Source organism: Planococcus sp. 11815 (assembly GCF_051096385.1).
Classification (GTDB): Bacteria; Bacillota; Bacilli; order Bacillales_A; family Planococcaceae; genus Planococcus; species Planococcus citreus.
In genome coordinates this window covers 2,034,376-2,054,271 of sequence record NZ_CP096991.1, presented here as the reverse complement: position 1 = coordinate 2,054,271, position 19,896 = coordinate 2,034,376, and the positions used below count along the sequence as shown (strand labels likewise).

Here is a 19,896-nt window from a genome sequence, read left to right as displayed (position 1 = left end):
GTGTTAAAATGAATAGACTGATGAATGACGGAGGAAATACAAGTGATTTATTATGGGATTGCTCTACTAATTATTGCATTGGATCAATGGACCAAATGGCTGGTCGTCAAAAATATGGAGCTCGGGGAACGGATTCCTGTGCTCGAACCGTATCTGGGATGGCTTTCCCACCGCAATCGCGGCGCGGCTTGGGGAATGTTAGAAGGGCAGATGTGGCTATTTGCCATCATCACTGTCGTAGTGATCGTGGCGATTCTGTATTATTTCCATAAGCATGCTGGAGGGCAGCCGCTGTTTCAATTAGCGCTGATGGTGCTACTAGGAGGCGCGATCGGTAATTTCATCGACCGGATGTACCGCGGGGAAGTGGTCGATTTTGTCGATGTGCTGATTCCAGTAATCAATTATGATTTTCCGATCTTCAATGTAGCGGATGCTGCATTGACCATTGGTGTCGTCTTAATGGTCATTTACGTGATCATGGATGAAAAACAACAAAAGAAAAAGGTGTCTTAATGGAAGAACTGACGATAAACATTACAGAAGAACAAAAAGGCGAGCGGATCGATAAAGTGATCTCTGCCATCGATGAGGAATGGTCGCGTTCGCAGATCAGCAATTGGGTCAAAGATGGCCATATCAAAGTAAATGGTGAAACGGTGAAGCCGAATTACAAAGTGCGTTTGGAAGATGAGATCCTCATCACGCCGCCACTATTGGAAGAATTGGATGCAGAACCGGAAAACCTGAACCTTGATATCGTTTATGAAGATGAAGACGTGCTCGTCGTCAACAAACCGAAAGGCATGGTCGTCCACCCGGCTCCAGGACATGCGAGCGGGACGCTCGTCAACGGCCTCATGTACCATTGCACCGATCTTTCGGGCATCAATGGCATCGTGCGCCCGGGAATCGTCCACCGTATCGATAAAGATACTTCTGGCTTATTGATGGTCGCGAAAAACGATCTCGCCCATGCATCTTTAGTGGATCAATTGGTCGAAAAATCGGTGACGCGCAAATACATCGCACTTGTCCACGGGCATATCGCCCACGACAAAGGCACGATTGATGCCCCAATCGCTAGAGACCCGAAAGAGCGCCAGAAGATGGCTGTTGTCGATAAAGGCAAGCATGCGGTGACTCATTTCACCGTTCTTGAGCGTTTCGGCGATTTCACATTAGTGGAATGCCGGCTTGAAACGGGACGCACGCATCAAATCCGTGTCCATATGCGCTATATCGGCTTCCCGCTTGTCGGAGACCCGAAATACGGACCGAGAAAAACGATGGATATCGGCGGTCAGGCCTTGCATGCTGGCGTCATCGGCTTTATCCATCCGCGAACGAAAGAATACCTGGAATTCTCTGCTCCACTGCCAGCAGAATTCGAAGAACTTCTCGAGACTCTCCGCTAAGGGGGTTGACAAACGAAATGGCTGTTCTTTATACTTAGACCAGTCAACTGAATACGCATCACCTTTAAGAACAGTCCAGAGAGGCTGAAAAGGGATATTCGCAAAGCCGGAAGTGTGTCTTCCGGAAGGTTTTTTTCTGCGCTTATGCACCCTTCGCCTCTTCGGCGGAGGGTTTTTTTATGCAGAAATTTCGATGCAATCATAAAGGAGTGGAACACATGGCAGAAAAAGCGGTCATTCTCGATGATAAGGCAATCGGGCGCGCGATTACACGCATCGCCCACGAAATCATCGAGCGCAATAAAGGAATCGACGGATGCATCTTAGTCGGCATCAAGACAAGGGGCGCATTCATCGCCAAGCGTTTGGCGGAGAAAATCGAACAAATCGAAGGCAAGCCCATTCTGACAGGCGAACTGGACATCACGCTTTACCGGGATGATTTAAGCCAGAAAAACCCGGGCCAGGAACCGCTTGTCCAGCAAGTCGATATCGAACACAGCATTAAAGACCAGAAAGTCATCCTGGTCGATGATGTTCTCTACACGGGCCGCACTGTCCGAGCAGCAATGGATGCGGTCATGGATCTCGGCCGTCCGGCGCAGATTCAGCTCGCCGTCCTGATCGACCGTGGACACCGGGAGTTGCCGATTCGCTCCGATTATGTCGGGAAAAACATCCCGACCTCGAGTGAAGAACGAATCGTGGTCGAGATGACAGAAAGCGACAGCACCGACCGCGTCACCATCAACGACTAAGAATCATTACAGAGACAGGGGAGAAACAGCTTGAGCAATGCCATTCTAGACATACACGATAAACCAAAAACGGGGCAATGGATTTCCCTTAGCCTGCAGCACATGTTCGCCATGTTCGGCGCAACGATCCTGGTGCCGCAGCTAGTTGGCTTGAGCCCCGCGATCGCGCTATTGACGAGCGGCATCGCCACCATCATCTTCGTCCTCATCACGCAATTCAAAGTGCCGGCTTACCTCGGATCTTCATTCGCCTTTATTGTCCCGATACAGATCGCCACGGAAACAGGCGGCATCGGTTCGGCGATGATCGGCGCGATGTTCGTCTCGCTCGTCTACGCCATCGTCTCGCTAGTCATCTGGAAGACCGGCTACAAATGGCTCATGAAACTCTTGCCACCGATCGTCGTCGGCCCGGTCATCATTGTCATCGGGCTGGCACTGTCCGGCACAGCGGTCGACATGGCCATGAACATCCCGACAGCAGACGGCGGCTCTGAATACAGCCTGCTGCATTTCTCAGCCGCTTTGGTCACGCTCGCCACGGCCATCATCTGCAATATTTACTTCAAGAACATCATCTCGCTTATGCCGATCTTGATTGGCATCATCGCGGGTTACGCTTACTCGGCACTCATCGGCATTATCGACTTTGCTCCAGTGGCAGCGGCTAGCTGGTTCCAAGTACCGGAATTTTTGCTGCCGGGAATTGATTACTCTTTCCAAGTGACACCGACTTTGTTGTTCGTCATGGTGCCAATCGCCATCGTCACAATCTCTGAGCATATCGGACATCAGCTCGTACTCGGCAAGATTGTCGACCGCAACTACATAAAAGACCCGGGACTTCACCGCTCGATTTTGGGCGACGGCATCGGGACGTTCATCTCCTCGCTTGTCGGAGGCCCGCCGAAAACGACTTACGGCGAAAACATCGGCGTACTTGCCATCACGAAAGTGTTCAGCGTCTATGTCATTCTGGGTGCTGCGGTATTCGCCATCCTGTTCTCGTTCTTCGGAAAATTGATGGCAGTCATCGACACGATTCCGACAGCAGTGCTCGGGGGCATCTCGATCCTGTTGTTCGGCATCATCGCTTCGTCCGGACTACGGATGCTGGTCGATAACGGCATCGACTTCGGCAATAACCGCAACTTGGTCATCTCGTCGGTCATCCTGGTCATCGGGATCGGCGGCGCGAAACTCGAGTTCAGCGAATCGTTCGCGATCGAAGGAATGGCGCTAGCCGCCATCGTCGGCGTAATCTTGAACTTAATCCTGCCTGGGCTCAACAAACAGGAATTGGATGATGGAACTGAATAAACTTACCTTTTAAGGAATGTCCAGAGAGGCATGGAAAGGGTTATGGATAGGGGTGCAGTCTACCCTTATTTCCTTACACCTTCCTGCCCCTGGGAAGGTGTTTTTTTGTACAGTCAACGAAAGGGCGTGAGCAAATTGCCGAATCTGTTAACGATGAACAATCTTGAAAACGACAAAATCATGAATTTGCTGAAGCGAGCCGAGCAGTTCGAAAAAGGTGAAAAAGCGTCACTCGAGGGGGCGGTCGTCAATTTATTTTTCGAACCGAGCACACGGACAAAAATGAGCTTTGAGATGGCTGAACATCGTCTTGGGCTATCCGTACTGCCATTCGAAACGGCCTTTTCCAGCATTCTAAAAGGCGAAACGCTCTACGACACGGTGAAAACGATGGAAGCGATAGGCGTCAAGGCGGTCATCATCCGCCACGAGGAAGAAGAATATTACCAGCAGCTAGCAGGCTGCAAAGTAGCGGTCATCAACGGCGGCGACGGCTCGGGCCAGCACCCGACGCAATCGCTGCTCGATCTGTACACGATCCATCAGGAGTTCGGCCGCATCGATGGCATCCATGTAACGATTGTCGGGGATATCGCCCATAGCCGTGTCGCCAAGTCGAATGCAGCCGCACTGAAACAACTCGGTGCGAAAGTCAGCTTCGTGTGTCCGGAAGAGTGGAGCGGCGACTACGACACAACCGATGATTTGGATGCCTTGATCGGCGAAACGGACGTCGTCATGATGCTCCGCGTGCAGCATGAACGGCACGCCGTCTCCGCATTATTTTCCAAAGAACGCTACCATATTAAATTCGGATTGACAGAAGCACGCGAGCGCAAAATGAAAAAAGACGCCATCATCATGCATCCGGCACCAATCAATAGGGGAGTGGAGATCGCGGATTCGCTCGTCGAATGCCAGCGTTCAAGAATCTTCAAACAAATGGAAAACGGCGTTTTCGTCCGGATGGCTGTACTTGAATATGCAATGAAAGGGAGAGAATAAAATGGGATTATTCATTAAGAACGTAAAGATGTTGAACGGGGAACAATTGGAGGAAACGAATATCCGCGTCAAGGATGGCCGCATCGAGGAGATCGGGGCACAGTTGAACGGGCAGGGAGAAACGGAAATCGACGGCAAAGGCCGAATGATCGCACCAGGATTTGTGGACGTCCATGTCCATCTGCGTGAACCGGGGGGAGAAAAAAAGGAAACCATTGAAAGCGGCACGAAATCAGCGGCACGCGGAGGCTATACGACCATCTGCGCCATGCCTAATACACGGCCGGTACCCGACACGAAAGAAAATCTCGATCACGTCAATAGCTTGATCGAAAAAAATGCGCTCATCCGGGTTTTGCCGTATGCATCCATCACGATCCGCGAAGCGGGCAAAGAACGGACCAATTTGAAAGAACTGAAAGAACATGGCGCCTTTGCGTTCACAGACGACGGTGTTGGCATCCAGGAAGCAGGAATGATGCTCGAGACGATGAAAGAAGCCGCAGACCTCGATATGGCTGTCGTCGCACATTGCGAAGACAATAGCCTGATCTACGGCGGCGTCATGCATGATGGCAAGCGAAGCCGCGAGTTGGGCTTGCCTGGAATCCCGTCTGTTGCAGAGTCGGTCCATATCGCGCGCGACATCCTGCTTGCTGAAGCGGCAGGCGCACATTATCACGTCTGCCACGTCAGCACGAAAGAGTCGGTTCGCGTCATCCGCGACGCAAAACGGGCAGGCGTCCGCGTCACGGCGGAAGTGACGCCCCATCATCTATTGCTAACGGAAGATGACATCCCAGGCGACGACGCGAATTACAAAATGAACCCGCCGCTTCGCGCGAAAGAAGATTACGAAGCGCTTCACGAAGGGCTGCTCGACGGCACACTTGATTTCATTGCGACGGACCACGCCCCGCATGCGGCGGAAGAAAAAGCGAACGGCATGGAAAAAGCGCCATTCGGCATCGTCGGATTCGAAACGGCGTTCCCGCTCCTGTATACGGAATTTGTCCAAAGCGGCAAATGGACTCTCGGGCAATTGATCGGCTGGTTGACGAAAAAGCCGGCGGATGTGTTTGGCCTTCCATACGGGACGATTGAGGCAGGACAAGCAGCCGACCTGGTGCTGCTCGACTTGGACAAACAGCAGGAAATCCGCACGGAAGATTTCCTTTCCAAAGGAACGAACACGCCATTTGGCGGACAAACTTGCACCGGCTGGCCAGTAATGACCATTTTCGGCGGTGACATCGCATGGCAGGAGGAAAACTGATGAAACGTTATTTGATCTTAGAAGACGGCACAGTATTCGCAGGGGAAGCATTCGGCGCACAAACGGCATCATTCGGGGAAGTGGTGTTCAACACGAGCATGACCGGCTATCAGGAAATCCTCTCCGACCCATCCTATTGCGGGCAGATTGTCACGATGACTTACCCGCTGCAAGGCAATTACGGCATCAACAGCGATGACTTCGAATCGATCGACCCAGCCGTCAAAGGCATGGTCGTCCGGGAAGCTGCTGATTTTCCGTCGAATTTCAGAAGCACCATGAGCTTGAGCGAATTGCTTGAGAAAAAAGGCATCCCGGGCATCGCGGGAATCGATACGCGAAAGCTTACACGATTGATACGCGTCAACGGATCGATCAAAGGCATTTTGACGGCTGCTGGGGAAGAGCCGGATGTGGAACAAGTGGTCGGGAAGCTGAAAGAAACCCCTTTGCCGACTGACCAAGTAGCGCAAGTGTCGATTACACGCCCTTATCCAAGCCCGGGACGCGGCAAGCGCGTCGTCTTGATCGATTACGGCATGAAGCACGGGATTTTGCGCGAGCTGAACAAACGCAAATGCGATGTTATTGTCGTGCCGCATAATACGAGCGCTCAGGAGATCCTTGCTTGGGGACCGGATGGCGTCATGCTGTCAAACGGACCAGGAGACCCGAAAAACGTGCCGGAATGTGTGGATGTTGTCGGAGAATTGCTTGGACAAGTGCCGATTTTCGGAATTTGCCTCGGCCATCAATTGTTCGCAAGAGCTTGCGGCGCCGAGACGTTCAAGCTGAAGTTCGGACACCGCGGCGGCAACCACCCGGTGCGCGATCTTGTCACCGGTAAAATCGAAATCACGTCACAAAACCACGGCTATGCAGTCGATGAAGAAACCTTGCAAGGCACGCGCCTGAAAGTGACGCATACCGCACTCAACGACGGAACGAACGAAGGGCTGGCGCACCTTGATTACCCAGCCTTCACCGTCCAGTACCATCCGGAATCCTCACCGGGACCGGAAGACTCAAACTATCTGTTCGACCGATTTTTGGAAATGATGAACGCACAGCGGAAGGAGCAACAACATGCCTAAAAGACAAGATATCAAAAGCATCCTCGTAATTGGTTCTGGCCCGATCGTCATCGGCCAAGCTGCAGAATTCGACTACGCGGGCACACAAGCCTGCCTCGCTTTGAAAGAAGAAGGCTACCGCGTCATTTTGATTAACTCCAACCCGGCGACGATCATGACCGATACCGAAATCGCCGATAAAGTGTATATCGAACCGATCACTTTGGAATTCGTTAGCCGCATCTTAAGAAAAGAACGGCCAGATGCCTTGCTTGCGACTCTCGGCGGACAGACAGGGCTCAACATGGCCATCGAATTGGACGAATCAGGGATTTTGGATGAACTGGATATTGAAATCTTAGGAACCAAGCTGGAAGCGATCCATAAAGCGGAAGACCGCGATTTGTTCCGCACCTTGATGAACGAACTCGGGGAACCGGTACCGGATTCTGATATCATCCACAATATGGAAGAAGCGAAACGTTTTGTGGAGAGAATCGGCTATCCAGTCATCGTCCGACCAGCCTTTACACTTGGCGGAACGGGCGGCGGCATCTGCCATAACGACGAACAACTGCATGAAATCGTCGCATCAGGATTGAAATACAGTCCAGTGACACAATGCTTGCTGGAAAAATCGATTGCCGGTTTCAAGGAAATCGAATACGAAGTGATGCGCGATGCGGAGGATACCGCCATCGTCGTCTGTAATATGGAAAATATCGATCCGGTCGGCATCCATACCGGCGACTCAATCGTCGTCGCACCGAGCCAAACCTTGTCGGACCGTGAATACCAAATGCTCCGCAACGTATCATTGAAAATCATCCGCGCCTTGAAAATCGAGGGCGGATGCAACGTCCAGCTCGCGCTCGACCCGCATAGCTTCGATTATTACATCATCGAAGTGAACCCGCGCGTCAGCCGTTCCTCTGCACTGGCATCCAAAGCGACTGGCTACCCGATCGCCAAACTGGCGGCCAAAATCGCGGTCGGTTTGACGCTTGGCGAAATGATGAACCCGGTGACAGGACGTACTTACGCCGCATTCGAACCGGCGCTCGACTATGTCGTATCGAAAATCCCGCGCTGGCCTTTTGATAAATTCGAAGCAGCCAAACGTAACCTCGGCACGCAAATGAAAGCAACCGGCGAAGTCATGGCGATGGGCCGGACGTTCGAGGAATCGATGCTGAAAGCGGTCCGTTCGCTCGAAACAGGACAATTCCATCTCGAGCTGAAAAACGGCACGGACATGAGCGATGAATGGATCGAAAAACGCATCCGCAAAGCCGGCGACGAGCGGCTGTTCTTTATCGGCGAAGCGCTCCGCCGCGGGGTGACGATCGAAACAATCCACGACTGGAGCCAAATCGACCTGTTCTTCCTGGAGAAGTTCGATAAAATCGTGCGCTTTGAAGACGTTTTACAACAAAATCCGTTTGATTATGAGACAACGAGAAAAGCAAAACGCATGGGCTTTGCAGATAGAACGATTGCCAAGCTATGGTCATCGGAAGAAGCGAAAGTATACGAATGGCGCAAAGCACAAGGCTTGATGCCGGTCTATAAAATGGTCGACACATGCGCTGCAGAATTCGAATCGGAAACGCCTTATTTCTACGCCAGCTACGAAGACGAAAACGAATCGATCCGCACCGACAAAGAAAGCGTCATCGTGCTCGGATCAGGCCCGATCCGCATCGGCCAAGGCGTCGAATTTGATTACGCAACGGTCCATTCCGTCTGGGCGATCAAAGAAGCGGGCTACGAGGCAATCATCATCAACAACAACCCGGAGACGGTCTCGACTGATTTCTCCATTTCCGACAAGCTCTATTTTGAGCCTTTAACCATTGAAGACGTCATGCACATCATTGACCTCGAACAACCGAAAGGCGTTGTCGTCCAGTTCGGGGGGCAGACGGCGATCAACTTGGCCGACAAGCTCGAAAAAAATGGCGTGAAGATTCTTGGCACGACGCTTGAAGACATCGACAGAGCGGAAAACCGCAATAAATTCGAAGCGGCGCTCCATGAAATCGGCATCCCGCAGCCGCTCGGCAAAACGGCGGTATCGACAGAAGAAGCGGTGGTCATCGCTTCGGACATCGGCTATCCGGTACTGGTCCGCCCGTCTTATGTACTCGGGGGCCGTGCGATGGAAATCGTCTACAACGAAAGCGACTTGATCCATTATATGGAACACGCCGTTGAAGCAAGCCCGGAACATCCGGTATTAGTCGACCGTTATTTGACAGGCGAGGAAATTGAAGTCGATGCCATCTGCGACGGCGAGAATGTCTTGATTCCTGGAATCATGGAACATATTGAACGCGCAGGGGTGCACTCTGGTGACTCGATTGCCGTCTATCCGCCGCAAAACATCTCGCAGCAGCAAATCGAGACATTGACCGATTACACGACACGGCTTGCCAAAGGCTTAAAAATTGTCGGCTTGTTAAACATCCAGTACGTCATTTCAAAAGGCGAAGTGTTCGTCATCGAAGTCAATCCACGCTCAAGCCGCACGGTGCCGTTCCTCAGCAAGATCACCGGCATTCCGATGGCGAACATCGCAACAAAAGCAATTTTGGGGCAGAGTATTATTGAACAAGGCTATACGACGGGGCTAGCGCCGCTGAAAAAAGGCGTCTATGTCAAAGTGCCGGTGTTCTCATTCGCAAAACTGCGCCGCGTCGATATTACGCTCGGGCCGGAAATGAAATCGACCGGAGAAGTGATGGGCAAAGACGTCACGCTTGAAAAAGCACTCTATAAAGGGCTAGCTGCAGCTGGCATGGAAGTAAAAGACCATGGCACCGTACTTCTGACCGTCTCGGATAAGGATAAAGAAGAAGCAGTTGGACTGGCGAAGCGCTTCCGGGATATCGGATACCAAATTATGGCAACTGGCGGTACGGCTCAAGCTTTCGAATCTGCCGGAATTGCCGTTGCTCAAGTCGGGAAAATCGGTGCGGAAGGACGCACTTTGCTGGATGTCATCCAAAACGGCGACGCACAAATCGTCATCAACACGTTGACAAAAGGCAAGCAGCCAGAACGTGATGGATTCCGCATCCGCCGGGAATCGGTTGAAAACGGAGTACCATGCTTGACTTCACTCGATACAGCGGAAGCGATGCTCAGAGTCATCGAATCGATGACATTCCAGGCAGAGGAAATGGGGGCAGGTGTATGATCAAACAGGAGAAAATGGCGATTGTCTCCCAAACTGAAATCGCAAAGAACATTTTTGAACTGACCGTAGCAGGATCTTTGGTGCAGGAAATGAACGAACCGGGGCAATTTGTCCATGTGCGTGTGGCGGACAGCTTTGAACCGCTATTGCGCCGGCCGATCTCGGTGGCGAAAATCGACAAGGAAGCATCGAGCTTCACGATGATCTACCGTTCGGAAGGGCGCGGGACGAGCTTATTGTCCCAAAAGACAGAACGCGACACACTGGATGTCTTGGGGCCGCTCGGACATGGTTTCCCGGTTGAAGAAGCTGGAAAAAAAGCTTATTTGATCGGCGGGGGAATCGGCGTGCCACCGCTATACGAACTGGCATTGCAATTGAATACGAGAGGTGTGGAAACCGTCCACATTCTCGGCTTCGAAAGCAGTGAAGCGGTGTTTTATGAAGATAAATTCAGGGCTCTCGGCGATACGCATATTGCGACAGTCGACGGTTCGCACGGGACGGAAGGTTTCGTGACCCATATTTTGAATGGCTTACCGAACGATTTCGATACCTATTATTCCTGCGGGCCGACGCCGATGCTCGAAGCGGTGCAATGGGCGTACCCAGAGAAAAAAGGGTTTTTATCTTATGAACAACGCATGGGCTGCGGCATCGGGGCATGTTTTGCTTGCGTCTGCCGGACGACTAGAAGCGAAACGGATTACATCAAAGTATGTTCAGATGGCCCCGTATTTCCAGCAGGGGTGGTGATTTCATGACGGATTTACGCGTGAAATTGCCAGGCCTCGATTTGAAAAACCCGATCATGCCCGCATCCGGCTGCTTCGGTTTCGGACAAGAATACGCAAAGCTCTATGATTTATCGAAACTCGGATCGATCATGATCAAAGCGACAACTGCCGAGATGCGTCTCGGAAATCCGACGCCGCGCGTTGCGGAAACTTCATCCGGCATGCTCAATGCGATCGGTCTGCAAAATCCCGGACTTGTAAAAGTAGTCGATGAACAATTGCCTTGGCTCGAACAATTCGATGTTCCCATTATCGCTAATGTGGCTGGTTCACTTGCAGAGGATTATGTAGAAGTCGCAAGAACCATTTCCAAGGCACCGAATGTCCATGCACTGGAATTGAATATTTCCTGCCCGAACGTCAAGCAAGGGGGCATCACCTTCGGGACGGACCCGAATGTTGCAAAAGAATTGACGCGCATGGTAAAAGACGTATCGGACGTGCCGGTTTACGTGAAACTATCGCCAAACGTCACCGATGTCGTCCAGCTCGCCAAAGCGGTCGAAGAAGGCGGGGCAGATGGGATCACGATGATCAATACACTGCTCGGCATGCGGCTAGACCCGAAAACGGGACGCCCGGTCATTGCCAATATCACAGGCGGCTTGTCAGGCCCCGCGATTAAACCGGTCGCTCTTCGCATGGTTTACGAAGTGCGGCGCCATACAAAGCTGCCGATCATCGGAATGGGCGGCGTCGCGGAAGTGGATGACGTCATCGACTTTCTGTCAGCGGGAGCGAATGCTGTCGCAGTGGGAACGGCGAACTTCGTCAATCCGTTCGTATGCCCCGAGCTGATCGACAAGCTGCCGGAACGCTTGCATGAACTGGGCTATGAATCCGTTCAAGAACTCACCGGAAGGAGCCATCGCTTATGACCAGCAAACCGATCATTGCACTCGATTTCCCGTCGAAGCTCGATGTGGAAGAATTTTTATCGGAGTTCACAGAACCACTGTTTGTGAAAGTCGGAATGGAATTGTTCTACCAGGAAGGGCCGGAACTCGTCCATACATTGAATCGCTACGGCCATGATATTTTCCTGGATTTAAAATTACACGATATCCCGAATACCGTTGAAGCTGCCATGCGCCGCATCGCAGAACTCGGCGTTGATATGGTTAATGTCCACGCAGCAGGCGGCCTTGCCATGATGGAAGCCGCAAAACGCGGGCTCGCCGGCAGTGGGACAAAATTGATTGCGGTGACGCAATTGACTTCGACGAGCGAAGAACAGATGCAACAAGAGCAATTGATTTCGGTGAGCCTGGAACAATCGGTCGTGCATTACGCGAAACTAGCGAAACAGGCGGGGCTTGATGGTGTCGTCTGTTCGGTCCATGAAGCGAAAGCAATCGGCGTGGCATGTGGCGACGATTTCCTGCGTGTCACACCGGGCATCCGCCCGGCTGCATCGGAAAGCCATGACCAAAAGCGCATCGCGACGCCAAGCGATGCAAAAGCACAAGGTTCGACCCATATCGTCGTCGGGAGAGCCATCACCCGCTCGGAAAACCCGCAAAAAAGCTATGATTACATCAACGGAGAATGGAGCGGTCGTTCATGAAAAAGCAAATCGCACAACAGTTATTATCCATCGGGGCAGTCGAGTTGCGCCCGAACGATCCATTTACCTGGGCATCAGGTGTCAAATCGCCGATCTATTGCGACAATCGGCTGACGATGTCTTATCCAACCGTCCGCAAGGCAATCGCTGATGGGCTCGCGGAAACGATTCGCAGGGAGTATCCGGACGCGCAAGTGATTGCGGGAACCGCGACGGCGGGCATCCCGCATGCGGCGTGGGTGGCCGAACGCCTGGATCTGCCAATGGTCTATGTGCGTTCGAAACCGAAAGGCCACGGACAATCGAATTTGATCGAAGGAAAAATCGAGCCAGGCCAAAAAGCCGTCGTCATCGAAGACTTGATCTCTAAAGGAGGATCCGTACTGCAGGCGGCACAAGCCTTGCAAGATGCCGGCTTTGAAGTGGCGGGAATTGCCGCGATCTTCACTTACGGGCTGCCTCAAGCACAGCAAGCGATACAGGAAGCGGGCTTTATCTTCCACACCTTGACGGATTTCCCGGCACTGGTTGAACAAGCCAGGGAAAGCGGAGCGATAGCGGCAGAGGATTTGCCGATGCTCAGCGAATGGCACGAAAAACTGAAAGCCGGCGCATTGACTTCATAAGAAAACCTTCGCACATCGACAGGATGTGTGAAGGTTTTTTCATCTGCTTAAGGAAATAAAGAAAGCAAAAAGGGGTATGGTACAACTAACGATAAGGAGGCGGTAGACATGGGACTTACCAAACATGAAATCCACAAATGGACGGATGAACATCCGCTGATGGGAGATTTGCTCGACTTGAAGCCGGTCGTCTGGCTAAACCCGAAACGCAGGGAAATGAATCAGGTACAAGGCTTGCCGGTGACAATGCATGATTTGGAGGAGGCAGAACAATTATGGCTGCGCTTCGCTCCGTATTTGATGAAAGTGTTCCCCGAGACGGTTGAAACGGGAGGAATCATCGAATCGGAATTGCGGGAAGTTAGCCGCATGCGACGTCAACTGGAAGTGTATTACGGCGAGCAGCTGCCAGGGAAGTTATTCGTTAAATGCGACAATGAACTGCCTGTTGCAGGATCGGTGAAGGCGCGCGGCGGATTTTTCGAAGTGTTGCGCTATGCAGAAACGCTGGCGCTGGAAGAAGGGCTTGTCACGCGGGAGGATTCCTATGAATGGTTTGCAACGGACGAAGCTAAAAAGTTCTTCGGACACCATTCCATCGGCGTCGGATCGACCGGGAATTTAGGCTTGAGCATCGGCATCATCAGCGCAGAGCTTGGTTTCAAGGTCTCCGTCTATATGTCGGCGGACGCCAAAGAGTGGAAAAAAGAGCTGCTTCGGCAAAAAGGCGTCCGCGTCGTCGAATTCAGTGGGGACTTCAGTGAAGCGGTCACGGCAGGTCGCGAAGAGACGCTTCATCTGCCGAACGGTTATTTTGTCGATGACGAGAAATCACGCGAATTGTTTCTCGGCTATAGCGTGGCGGCACTTCGTTTGAAACAGCAATTGGAACAAAATAAAGTTCCGGTAGACAAAGAGCATCCGCTATTCGTCTACTTGCCATGCGGTGTCGGCGGTGCACCAGGAGGGATCGCATTCGGGCTGCGCCACATGTTCGGCGATCACGTCCACCCGGTGTTCATCGAACCGACGCATTCGCCGGCTGTCTTGCTCGGTCTCATGACGGGCTTGAAGAGCGGCATCTGCGTCCAGGACATTGGTATCGACAACAGGACAGAAGCGGACGGGCTCGCAGTCGGCAGGGCATCGAGCTTCGCGTCGACAAGTTCTGAGCAATTGATTTCAGGGATTGCGACGGTCGAAGATGAAGAGTTGTTTCCGCTGCTCGCCATGCTGAAGGATAGCGAAGAAATCAAAATCGAACCTTCCGCAGCAGCCGGGTTTGCCGGGCCGTTCATGATGGCAGCGACAAACTATACTGAAGACCATGGCATCGATCCGGAAAAAGCGACACATATCGTTTGGCTGACAGGAGGGGCGCTCGTCCCCGAGGAAGAGATGGCCGGCTTTTATGGAAGAAGGGTAAAGAAACTGAAACGATAGGGAGGATTTTCAGTTCATTCCACGAATAGAAGAGTGAACGATAAACGAAAAAGAAGGGAAGCGGAGACATGGCCATTCAAGCGAACCAGATTTTCGTTAATTTGCCGGTTAAGGATTTGGAGAGATCGATGAAGTTCTTTGGCGAGATGGGCTTTGATTTCGATGAGCGGATGACGGACAATAACGCAACCTGCATGATCATCGGCCACAATATGTACGCCATGCTGCTGGTGGAAGACTTCTTCAAAAGCTTCACCCATAAAGACATTGCCGACACATCCAAATGTGCAGAGGCGATCATTGCCTTATCGGCGTCTAGCCGGGAGGCCGTTGATGAATGGGTGGAAAAAGCGATGGCAGCCGGCGGCAGTTCCGCAAACGAGCCGATGGACAATAAGTTTATGTATTCTTGGAGTTTTCACGACCCGGACGGCCATTTATGGGAAGTCATGTATATGGAAGACGAGGCATTCGAATAAAAAAACCGCACCGGAAATTTCCGGTGCGGTTTTTAGGCTGTCGAGAAACTCAGGAAACCGTATTTTCCGAAGCTTATCGCTCGCTTTCCGTGGGCTCGCGCCCAAGCCTCCTCAGTCGCTATGCGCCTTGCGGGGTCTCGGTCGTCTCGCTGATCCACTGGAGTCGAACGAACGCTTCTCCAAATACTCAGATAGCATATTGATTTTTGAATGTAGAAATGGTGCTTTCCTTTTTCATTCATAGCGGATTATAGACTTCTTCCACACTCTGAAAACCGCACCGGATAGATTTCCGGTGCGGTTTTATGTTTATAAGTATTCAGCGTAGCGTTTTTCCAGGTAGTTCTGAAGAACGGTCATGACTGTGCAGATGGCCCAGTAGATGAGCGCGACCAGGATGAGCAATGTCAACAGGTCGTATTCACGTGCGCCGACAATGCGCGCTTTCTGGAAAATCTCCGGGACCGTGATCATGGCTGCGAGCGACGAGGCCTTGATCAGGTCCAAATAGACATTCGATAAGGGTGGCACCGCAATGCGCACCGATTGCGGCAAGATGATCCGGCGCATGGTCTGCCAATAGCTAAGGCCAAGTGCGGTGGACGATTCCCATTGGCCTTTGTCGACAGAGGCAAGAGCCGAGCGGAACACTTCCGCGATATAGGCGGCGCTATTGATGGTGAAGCCGATGAGCGCTGCCTGCAAGGCGGTGAATTCGAGGCCGATGACAGGAAGTGCGAAATACAGCAAAAACAAGATGACGAGAATCGGCACACCGCGCATGAATGATATATAAAGGCGCGCCGGCAGATGGAGCAGCGGCTGTTTTGACGTTCTGGCGAGCGCCATGAAAAAGCCGATGACCAGTCCGCCGAGCATGCTGCCCATCGAAATCAACAGCGTCAACCAAATGCCTTCAAGCACATAGGGCAAGGAATTGATGGCAAGTTCGGGATCGAACAACAGCCCCCATTCGATATCGCTCATACAGATGGCCCTCCTTTAATTTGCCTCTTCGACATCCGGTTCGACGGAAACGTCCGCCCCGTCGAAGAATTCGGCTGAGATATCACTGATGGTGCCGTCGGAAAGCATTTCCTCAAGTGTGGTATTGACTTGTTCAAGAAGTTCTTCATTGTCTTCATTGACGACCAGCCCGACTTCAGATGGTAGGTATTTGATATCCGGATGGATGGTTATGTTCAATTCCGGAAAAGCGGCCACGCCGAATTTCGACAAATAATAATCATTCAAAATGACATCGGTCCGTCCGATAGAGACATCACGCAAATAGATTTCATTCGTCGCATTGTCATACGTCACTTCTTCCGCTCCATAATCGCGGGCGATCTGCATATAGACGGATGTTGAGACGCCGGCTGCTTTTTTGCCTTCCAAGTCTTCGAGTGATTCGATTCCGGACAGGTCGTCTTTACGTACGACGGCGGTGCCGTAGGAATATTTGATCGGTGTAGAAAACAGGAATTGATCGGTCATTTCTTCCGTCACTTCGATATCATTCGCTGCTATATCGAGCTGTCCTGTGCTGACGCTTGTCAGCATTTCGTCGAATCCGAGTTCGCGGAATTCGATGTCAAGATCCAGGCGTTTGCCGAGTTCCCGTACGACTTCTACTTCAAAGCCCGTCAATTCGCCGCTTTCTTCGTCGCGGAATGAAGTCGCCAACAGTGTGCCGGATGTACCGACAGTCAAGACGCCTTCCTCCTGGATGCGGTCCCATTCTGACGGCTGTTCGGTTTCAGCAGCTTCATTTCCGCAAGCTGATAATGCAATTGCTGCCGTACCGAACAGGGCGGCAGTTATGTATGTTCGTTTCGTCATGATATTCAATGATAGGCCCCCTTAATTGATGTCCTATAAAAAGATAGCATTAACTATAGCTTGGGGCAATGCTTTGCCGCATTATTTGTTTTATAATATTATTATGTAAACTTAATTTGTAGTAAGAAAAAACCCGCACTGCAAAAGCCAGTACGGGCATGTCCAAACTTATTTTTTCAATTTCAAAACCAAGTCTTCATCCGGCGTGACGTAGACGGTTTTCTGTTCGAAATAAATCACGAAACCGGGCTTGGCGCCGCTCGGTTTTTTCACTTGGCGGACTTCGGTGTAATCGACCGGGACGGAGGCCGATTCGCGCGCTTTGCTGAAATAAGCGGCGATGCTGGCAGCTTCTAGGATGGTGTCTTCATCCGGTTCTTGCGAATGGATGATGACATGGGACCCTGGAATGTCTTTCGTGTGCAGCCATGTATCGGATTTCGATGCGACCTTGAAAGTCACATAATCGTTTTGCTTATTGTTTTTGCCGACTGAAATCGGAATGCCGGTGCTGGATACATAATGCTCGACATTCGGTTTTTGCGGCTTTTTCTTTTTCTTCGATTTCTGTGCTTTCATATAGCCTTGTTCCGCCAATTCCTCGCGGATCTCTTCGATATCGGAGAGTCCCGCCTGTTGCACTTGTTGCATGAGCAATTCGAAATAGCGGATATCTTCTTCCGTCTTTTCGATTTGTTCATGCGTTTTAACAACCGCTGTTTTGGCTTTTTGGTAACGCGAGTAGTATTTCTGGGAATTCTCGATCGGTGTCTTGCGCGGGTCGAGAGTGATCGTCACTGTTTCTTCATTATAATAATTGACGACTTCCGCTTGTTTCATCCCCTTTTTGATGGTGTGCAGATTGGCCATGATCAATTCGCCGTTCAATTGCAATTGGTCGCGTTTTTGTGCCTGATCCTGCTCTTTTTGCAATTTTTTCAGCTTCAATTTCAGTTTGGCGATTTCGTTCTGCAGCCAGCGCTCCAAGTCACCCGCCTGCTGCTTGACGCGGTCGCGCTCGGCTTTGGCGTAATAAATCCGGTCGAGCAGTTCGGATAAATTATCAAAACGCATATTGTCCTGCCCCAGGTGCGTCAATTCAGTCGCGGAAAAATAGCTTTTTCCTTGCTGTTCGACGTAATAGCCGGTCGGTTCCGGATCATTGAAGTCCTGCAAAAAGGCAGCAGCGCTATCAGGATCTCGTTCGAGCCGGTAGTTCAACTCTTTCGCCGTCAGCGGGGAAAAGCCGGCAAACTGTGAGACGATTTCCTTGTCGGTAAGCCCGGTGAAGTCAGCATCCGCCGCAAATGGATCCTGTTTGTCTTGGGAAGGCGGGAAAATATAATCCTGACCCGGTAAAATCGTCCGATAGGAGTTGACGCTTGGCGGCAAATGCTTGAGGCTGTCGAGAATCATGTCGCGCTCGGCGTCGACTAAAATGATATTCGAATGCCGGCCCATCATTTCGACATGGAGCTCGCGTTCGATTTCGTCGCCGATTTCGTTGCGTGCGCGGATGCGCAAGATGATCAGCCGGTCGGAGCCGTGCTGCTCGACGCCCGTGATGACGCCGCCTTCAATATGTTTGCGTAAGAGCATGCAGAACATCGGCGGTTCCGATGGGTTGACGTTTGCCGTGTTGGTCAAATGAATCCGCGAATAAGACGGGTGGATCGAGATGAGCAATTTATGGTTTTTTCCTTGTGCGCGTACGTGCAGGAGCAGTTCGAGCTGATTAGGCTGATGAACTTTTGAAATCCTTCCGGTGATGAGCTGTTGCAATTCGCTCGTCATCGCTTTCGTAAATAATCCATCAAATGCCATGAAAAATCCCTCTTTCAAATCGTTTTGTTCCATCTTATCATTTTCACGGAAGAATATGATATAATAAGACAGTTAGTTTTAAGCGTGAATATATTACTTGAGCATCAATGGCGGTGAGGAAGATGAAGAGAAAGCCGAAGTTCATATCCATCGGGGCGGGCAATGCGGTGTCAGTGAACCGCATCGTGTCGATGATCCAGCCGGACTCGGCGCCTTCCAAGCGCTTGATGCAGGAAGCGCGCAGCAAAGGCTTGCTCGTCGATGCGACAGGCGGCAAGAAGACCAAGTCGATCTTTATCATGGATAGCGATCATGTGGTCATTTCCGCCTTGTCGGTCGAGACGGCCCTTGCGCGGATTGAAGAAAATGATGATGAGGCAAGCGAGGGATAAAATGAGAAAACATCGTGGACTGCTCATCGTGCTGTCCGGGCCTTCGGGCGTCGGCAAAGGCACGGTGCGAAAAGAGCTGTTCCAACAGCCGGATACAAATTATGAATATTCCATTTCCATGACGACGCGCTCACCGCGTGAAGGGGAAGTGGATGAAGTCGATTATTTCTTCAAGACCCGTCATGAGTTTGAAGAACTGATCGACCAGGGACAATTGCTTGAATATGCCGAGTACGTCGGCAATTATTACGGCACGCCGCTCGAATACGTCAATAAAATGCGCGATGCCGGGCGTGATGTGTTCTTGGAAATCGAAGTGCAAGGGGCAGCGCAAGTGCGCGATAAAGTGCCGGATGGCTTGTTCATCTTCCTTGCGCCGCCTAGCCTCTCAGAACTCGAAGAGCGCTTGGTCGGCCGCGGCACGGAGTCGGATGAACTGATTGCTTCCCGCATCCATGCCGCCAGGAAAGAACTCGAGATGATGAACCTGTACGATTACGTCGTCGAAAATGATGAAGTCGAACACGCATGCGACCGCATCAATGCCATCATCATCGCAGAACATTGCAAGCGGGAACGCGTCGAAAAAAGATACTTAGATATGCTAAAGGAGAATGCCTGATGTTATACCCATCTGTTGATAAACTGAAAAGCCGCATCGATTCGAAATACTCCCTGGTCGCTTTGGCGTCCAAGAGAGCCCGCCAATTGCACGAACATGGCGATGAAAAACTGGATTCCTACGTATCCCACAAAGCGGTTGGAAAAGCGCTTGAAGAGATTGCAGCTGGTGCATTGACGCCGGTTCAGCAAGATGCATCCGCGATTTACGAAGACGAAATTTAACTTATGATCTCAATTGACGACTCCCAGA

The 19,896-nt window shown here is 51.5% G+C and carries 20 protein-coding genes; 17 read left to right on the top strand and 3 right to left on the bottom strand.

The window, feature by feature from the left end; all coding sequences use genetic code 11:
* Positions 1–42: 42 nt before the first annotated feature.
* The 14 genes from lspA (at position 43) to M1Q06_RS10405 (ending at position 14,964) form a co-directional block, all read left to right on the top strand.
* Positions 43–516 (top strand): signal peptidase II, encoded by a 474-nt coding sequence (lspA, locus tag M1Q06_RS10470; RefSeq protein WP_175578498.1) that lies wholly within the window; start codon positions 43–45, stop codon positions 514–516.
* Positions 516–1,418, top strand: a complete 903-nt coding sequence (locus M1Q06_RS10465) for an RluA family pseudouridine synthase (RefSeq protein WP_434399539.1) — start codon at positions 516–518, stop codon at positions 1,416–1,418. The genes lspA and M1Q06_RS10465 overlap by 1 nt, the downstream gene beginning before the upstream one ends.
* A 218-nt stretch (positions 1,419–1,636) precedes the next feature.
* Positions 1,637–2,176, top strand: coding sequence for a bifunctional pyr operon transcriptional regulator/uracil phosphoribosyltransferase PyrR (gene pyrR / locus M1Q06_RS10460; protein WP_058383525.1), 540 nt, complete (start codon positions 1,637–1,639; stop codon positions 2,174–2,176).
* A gap of 30 nt (positions 2,177–2,206) precedes the next feature.
* Complete coding sequence (locus M1Q06_RS10455; RefSeq protein ID WP_434399538.1) at positions 2,207–3,496, top strand: solute carrier family 23 protein; 1,290 nt, start codon at positions 2,207–2,209, stop codon at positions 3,494–3,496.
* 135 nt (positions 3,497–3,631) lie between these two features.
* Positions 3,632–4,501: an aspartate carbamoyltransferase catalytic subunit gene (locus M1Q06_RS10450; protein ID WP_121299450.1), complete on the top strand. Its 870-nt coding sequence runs from the start codon at positions 3,632–3,634 to the stop codon at positions 4,499–4,501.
* A 1-nt stretch (position 4,502) separates the two neighbouring features.
* Entirely contained in the window at positions 4,503–5,777 is a 1,275-nt protein-coding gene (locus M1Q06_RS10445; RefSeq protein ID WP_121297750.1) for a dihydroorotase, read from the top strand.
* On the top strand, positions 5,777–6,871 hold the full coding sequence (locus M1Q06_RS10440) for a carbamoyl phosphate synthase small subunit (RefSeq protein ID WP_175578499.1): 1,095 nt from the start codon (positions 5,777–5,779) through the stop codon (positions 6,869–6,871). The genes M1Q06_RS10445 and M1Q06_RS10440 overlap by 1 nt, the downstream gene beginning before the upstream one ends.
* Positions 6,864–10,052, top strand: coding sequence for a carbamoyl-phosphate synthase large subunit (carB, locus tag M1Q06_RS10435; RefSeq protein WP_434399537.1), 3,189 nt, complete (start codon positions 6,864–6,866; stop codon positions 10,050–10,052). Before M1Q06_RS10440 ends, carB begins: the two co-directional genes overlap by 8 nt.
* Entirely contained in the window at positions 10,049–10,816 is a 768-nt protein-coding gene (locus M1Q06_RS10430; RefSeq protein ID WP_434399536.1) for a dihydroorotate dehydrogenase electron transfer subunit, read from the top strand. The genes carB and M1Q06_RS10430 overlap by 4 nt, the downstream gene beginning before the upstream one ends.
* Complete coding sequence (locus tag M1Q06_RS10425; RefSeq protein WP_434399535.1) at positions 10,813–11,727, top strand: dihydroorotate dehydrogenase; 915 nt, start codon at positions 10,813–10,815, stop codon at positions 11,725–11,727. The genes M1Q06_RS10430 and M1Q06_RS10425 overlap by 4 nt, the downstream gene beginning before the upstream one ends.
* Entirely contained in the window at positions 11,724–12,416 is a 693-nt protein-coding gene (gene pyrF, locus M1Q06_RS10420; RefSeq protein WP_434399534.1) for an orotidine-5'-phosphate decarboxylase, read from the top strand. Before M1Q06_RS10425 ends, pyrF begins: the two co-directional genes overlap by 4 nt.
* On the top strand, positions 12,413–13,042 hold the full coding sequence (gene pyrE / locus M1Q06_RS10415; protein ID WP_434399533.1) for an orotate phosphoribosyltransferase: 630 nt from the start codon (positions 12,413–12,415) through the stop codon (positions 13,040–13,042). The genes pyrF and pyrE overlap by 4 nt, the downstream gene beginning before the upstream one ends.
* 108 nt (positions 13,043–13,150) lie before the next feature.
* Entirely contained in the window at positions 13,151–14,485 is a 1,335-nt protein-coding gene (locus M1Q06_RS10410) for a D-serine ammonia-lyase (protein ID WP_434399532.1), read from the top strand.
* Between the two features lie 68 nt (positions 14,486–14,553).
* Positions 14,554–14,964 carry a VOC family protein gene (locus tag M1Q06_RS10405; protein WP_101190556.1) on the top strand — a complete coding sequence of 137 codons (411 nt, stop codon included), beginning with the start codon at positions 14,554–14,556 and terminating at the stop codon, positions 14,962–14,964.
* Positions 14,965–15,273: 309 nt separating this feature from the next.
* Here M1Q06_RS10405 and M1Q06_RS10400 read toward each other — a convergent pair whose 3' ends face one another.
* The 3 genes from M1Q06_RS10400 to M1Q06_RS10390 form a co-directional block, all read right to left on the bottom strand.
* The gene (locus M1Q06_RS10400) at positions 15,274–15,951 is read right to left on the bottom strand and encodes an amino acid ABC transporter permease (RefSeq protein WP_058383536.1); all 678 of its coding nucleotides are present in this window, start codon (positions 15,949–15,951) and stop codon (positions 15,274–15,276) included.
* 15 nt (positions 15,952–15,966) lie between these two features.
* A complete protein-coding gene (locus tag M1Q06_RS10395) occupies positions 15,967–16,806 on the bottom strand; it encodes a transporter substrate-binding domain-containing protein (protein WP_434402865.1) in 840 nt (279 codons plus the stop codon).
* A gap of 168 nt (positions 16,807–16,974) precedes the next feature.
* Positions 16,975–18,630 carry an Rqc2 family fibronectin-binding protein gene (locus M1Q06_RS10390; protein ID WP_434399531.1) on the bottom strand — a complete coding sequence of 552 codons (1,656 nt, stop codon included), beginning with the start codon at positions 18,628–18,630 and terminating at the stop codon, positions 16,975–16,977.
* A gap of 122 nt (positions 18,631–18,752) precedes the next feature.
* On the opposite strand from M1Q06_RS10390, the gene M1Q06_RS10385 reads away from it, so the two are divergent.
* Genes M1Q06_RS10385 through rpoZ form a run of 3 tightly spaced genes read left to right on the top strand, consistent with a single transcriptional unit; the run spans position 18,753 to position 19,868 of the window.
* Entirely contained in the window at positions 18,753–19,022 is a 270-nt protein-coding gene (locus tag M1Q06_RS10385; RefSeq protein WP_121297740.1) for an extracellular matrix/biofilm biosynthesis regulator RemA family protein, read from the top strand.
* Position 19,023: 1 nt separating this feature from the next.
* Positions 19,024–19,644: a guanylate kinase gene (gene gmk, locus M1Q06_RS10380; RefSeq protein ID WP_434399530.1), complete on the top strand. Its 621-nt coding sequence runs from the start codon at positions 19,024–19,026 to the stop codon at positions 19,642–19,644.
* Positions 19,644–19,868, top strand: a complete 225-nt coding sequence (gene rpoZ / locus M1Q06_RS10375) for a DNA-directed RNA polymerase subunit omega (RefSeq protein ID WP_101190551.1) — start codon at positions 19,644–19,646, stop codon at positions 19,866–19,868. Before gmk ends, rpoZ begins: the two co-directional genes overlap by 1 nt.
* The last annotated feature ends 28 nt before the right edge of the window (positions 19,869–19,896 follow it).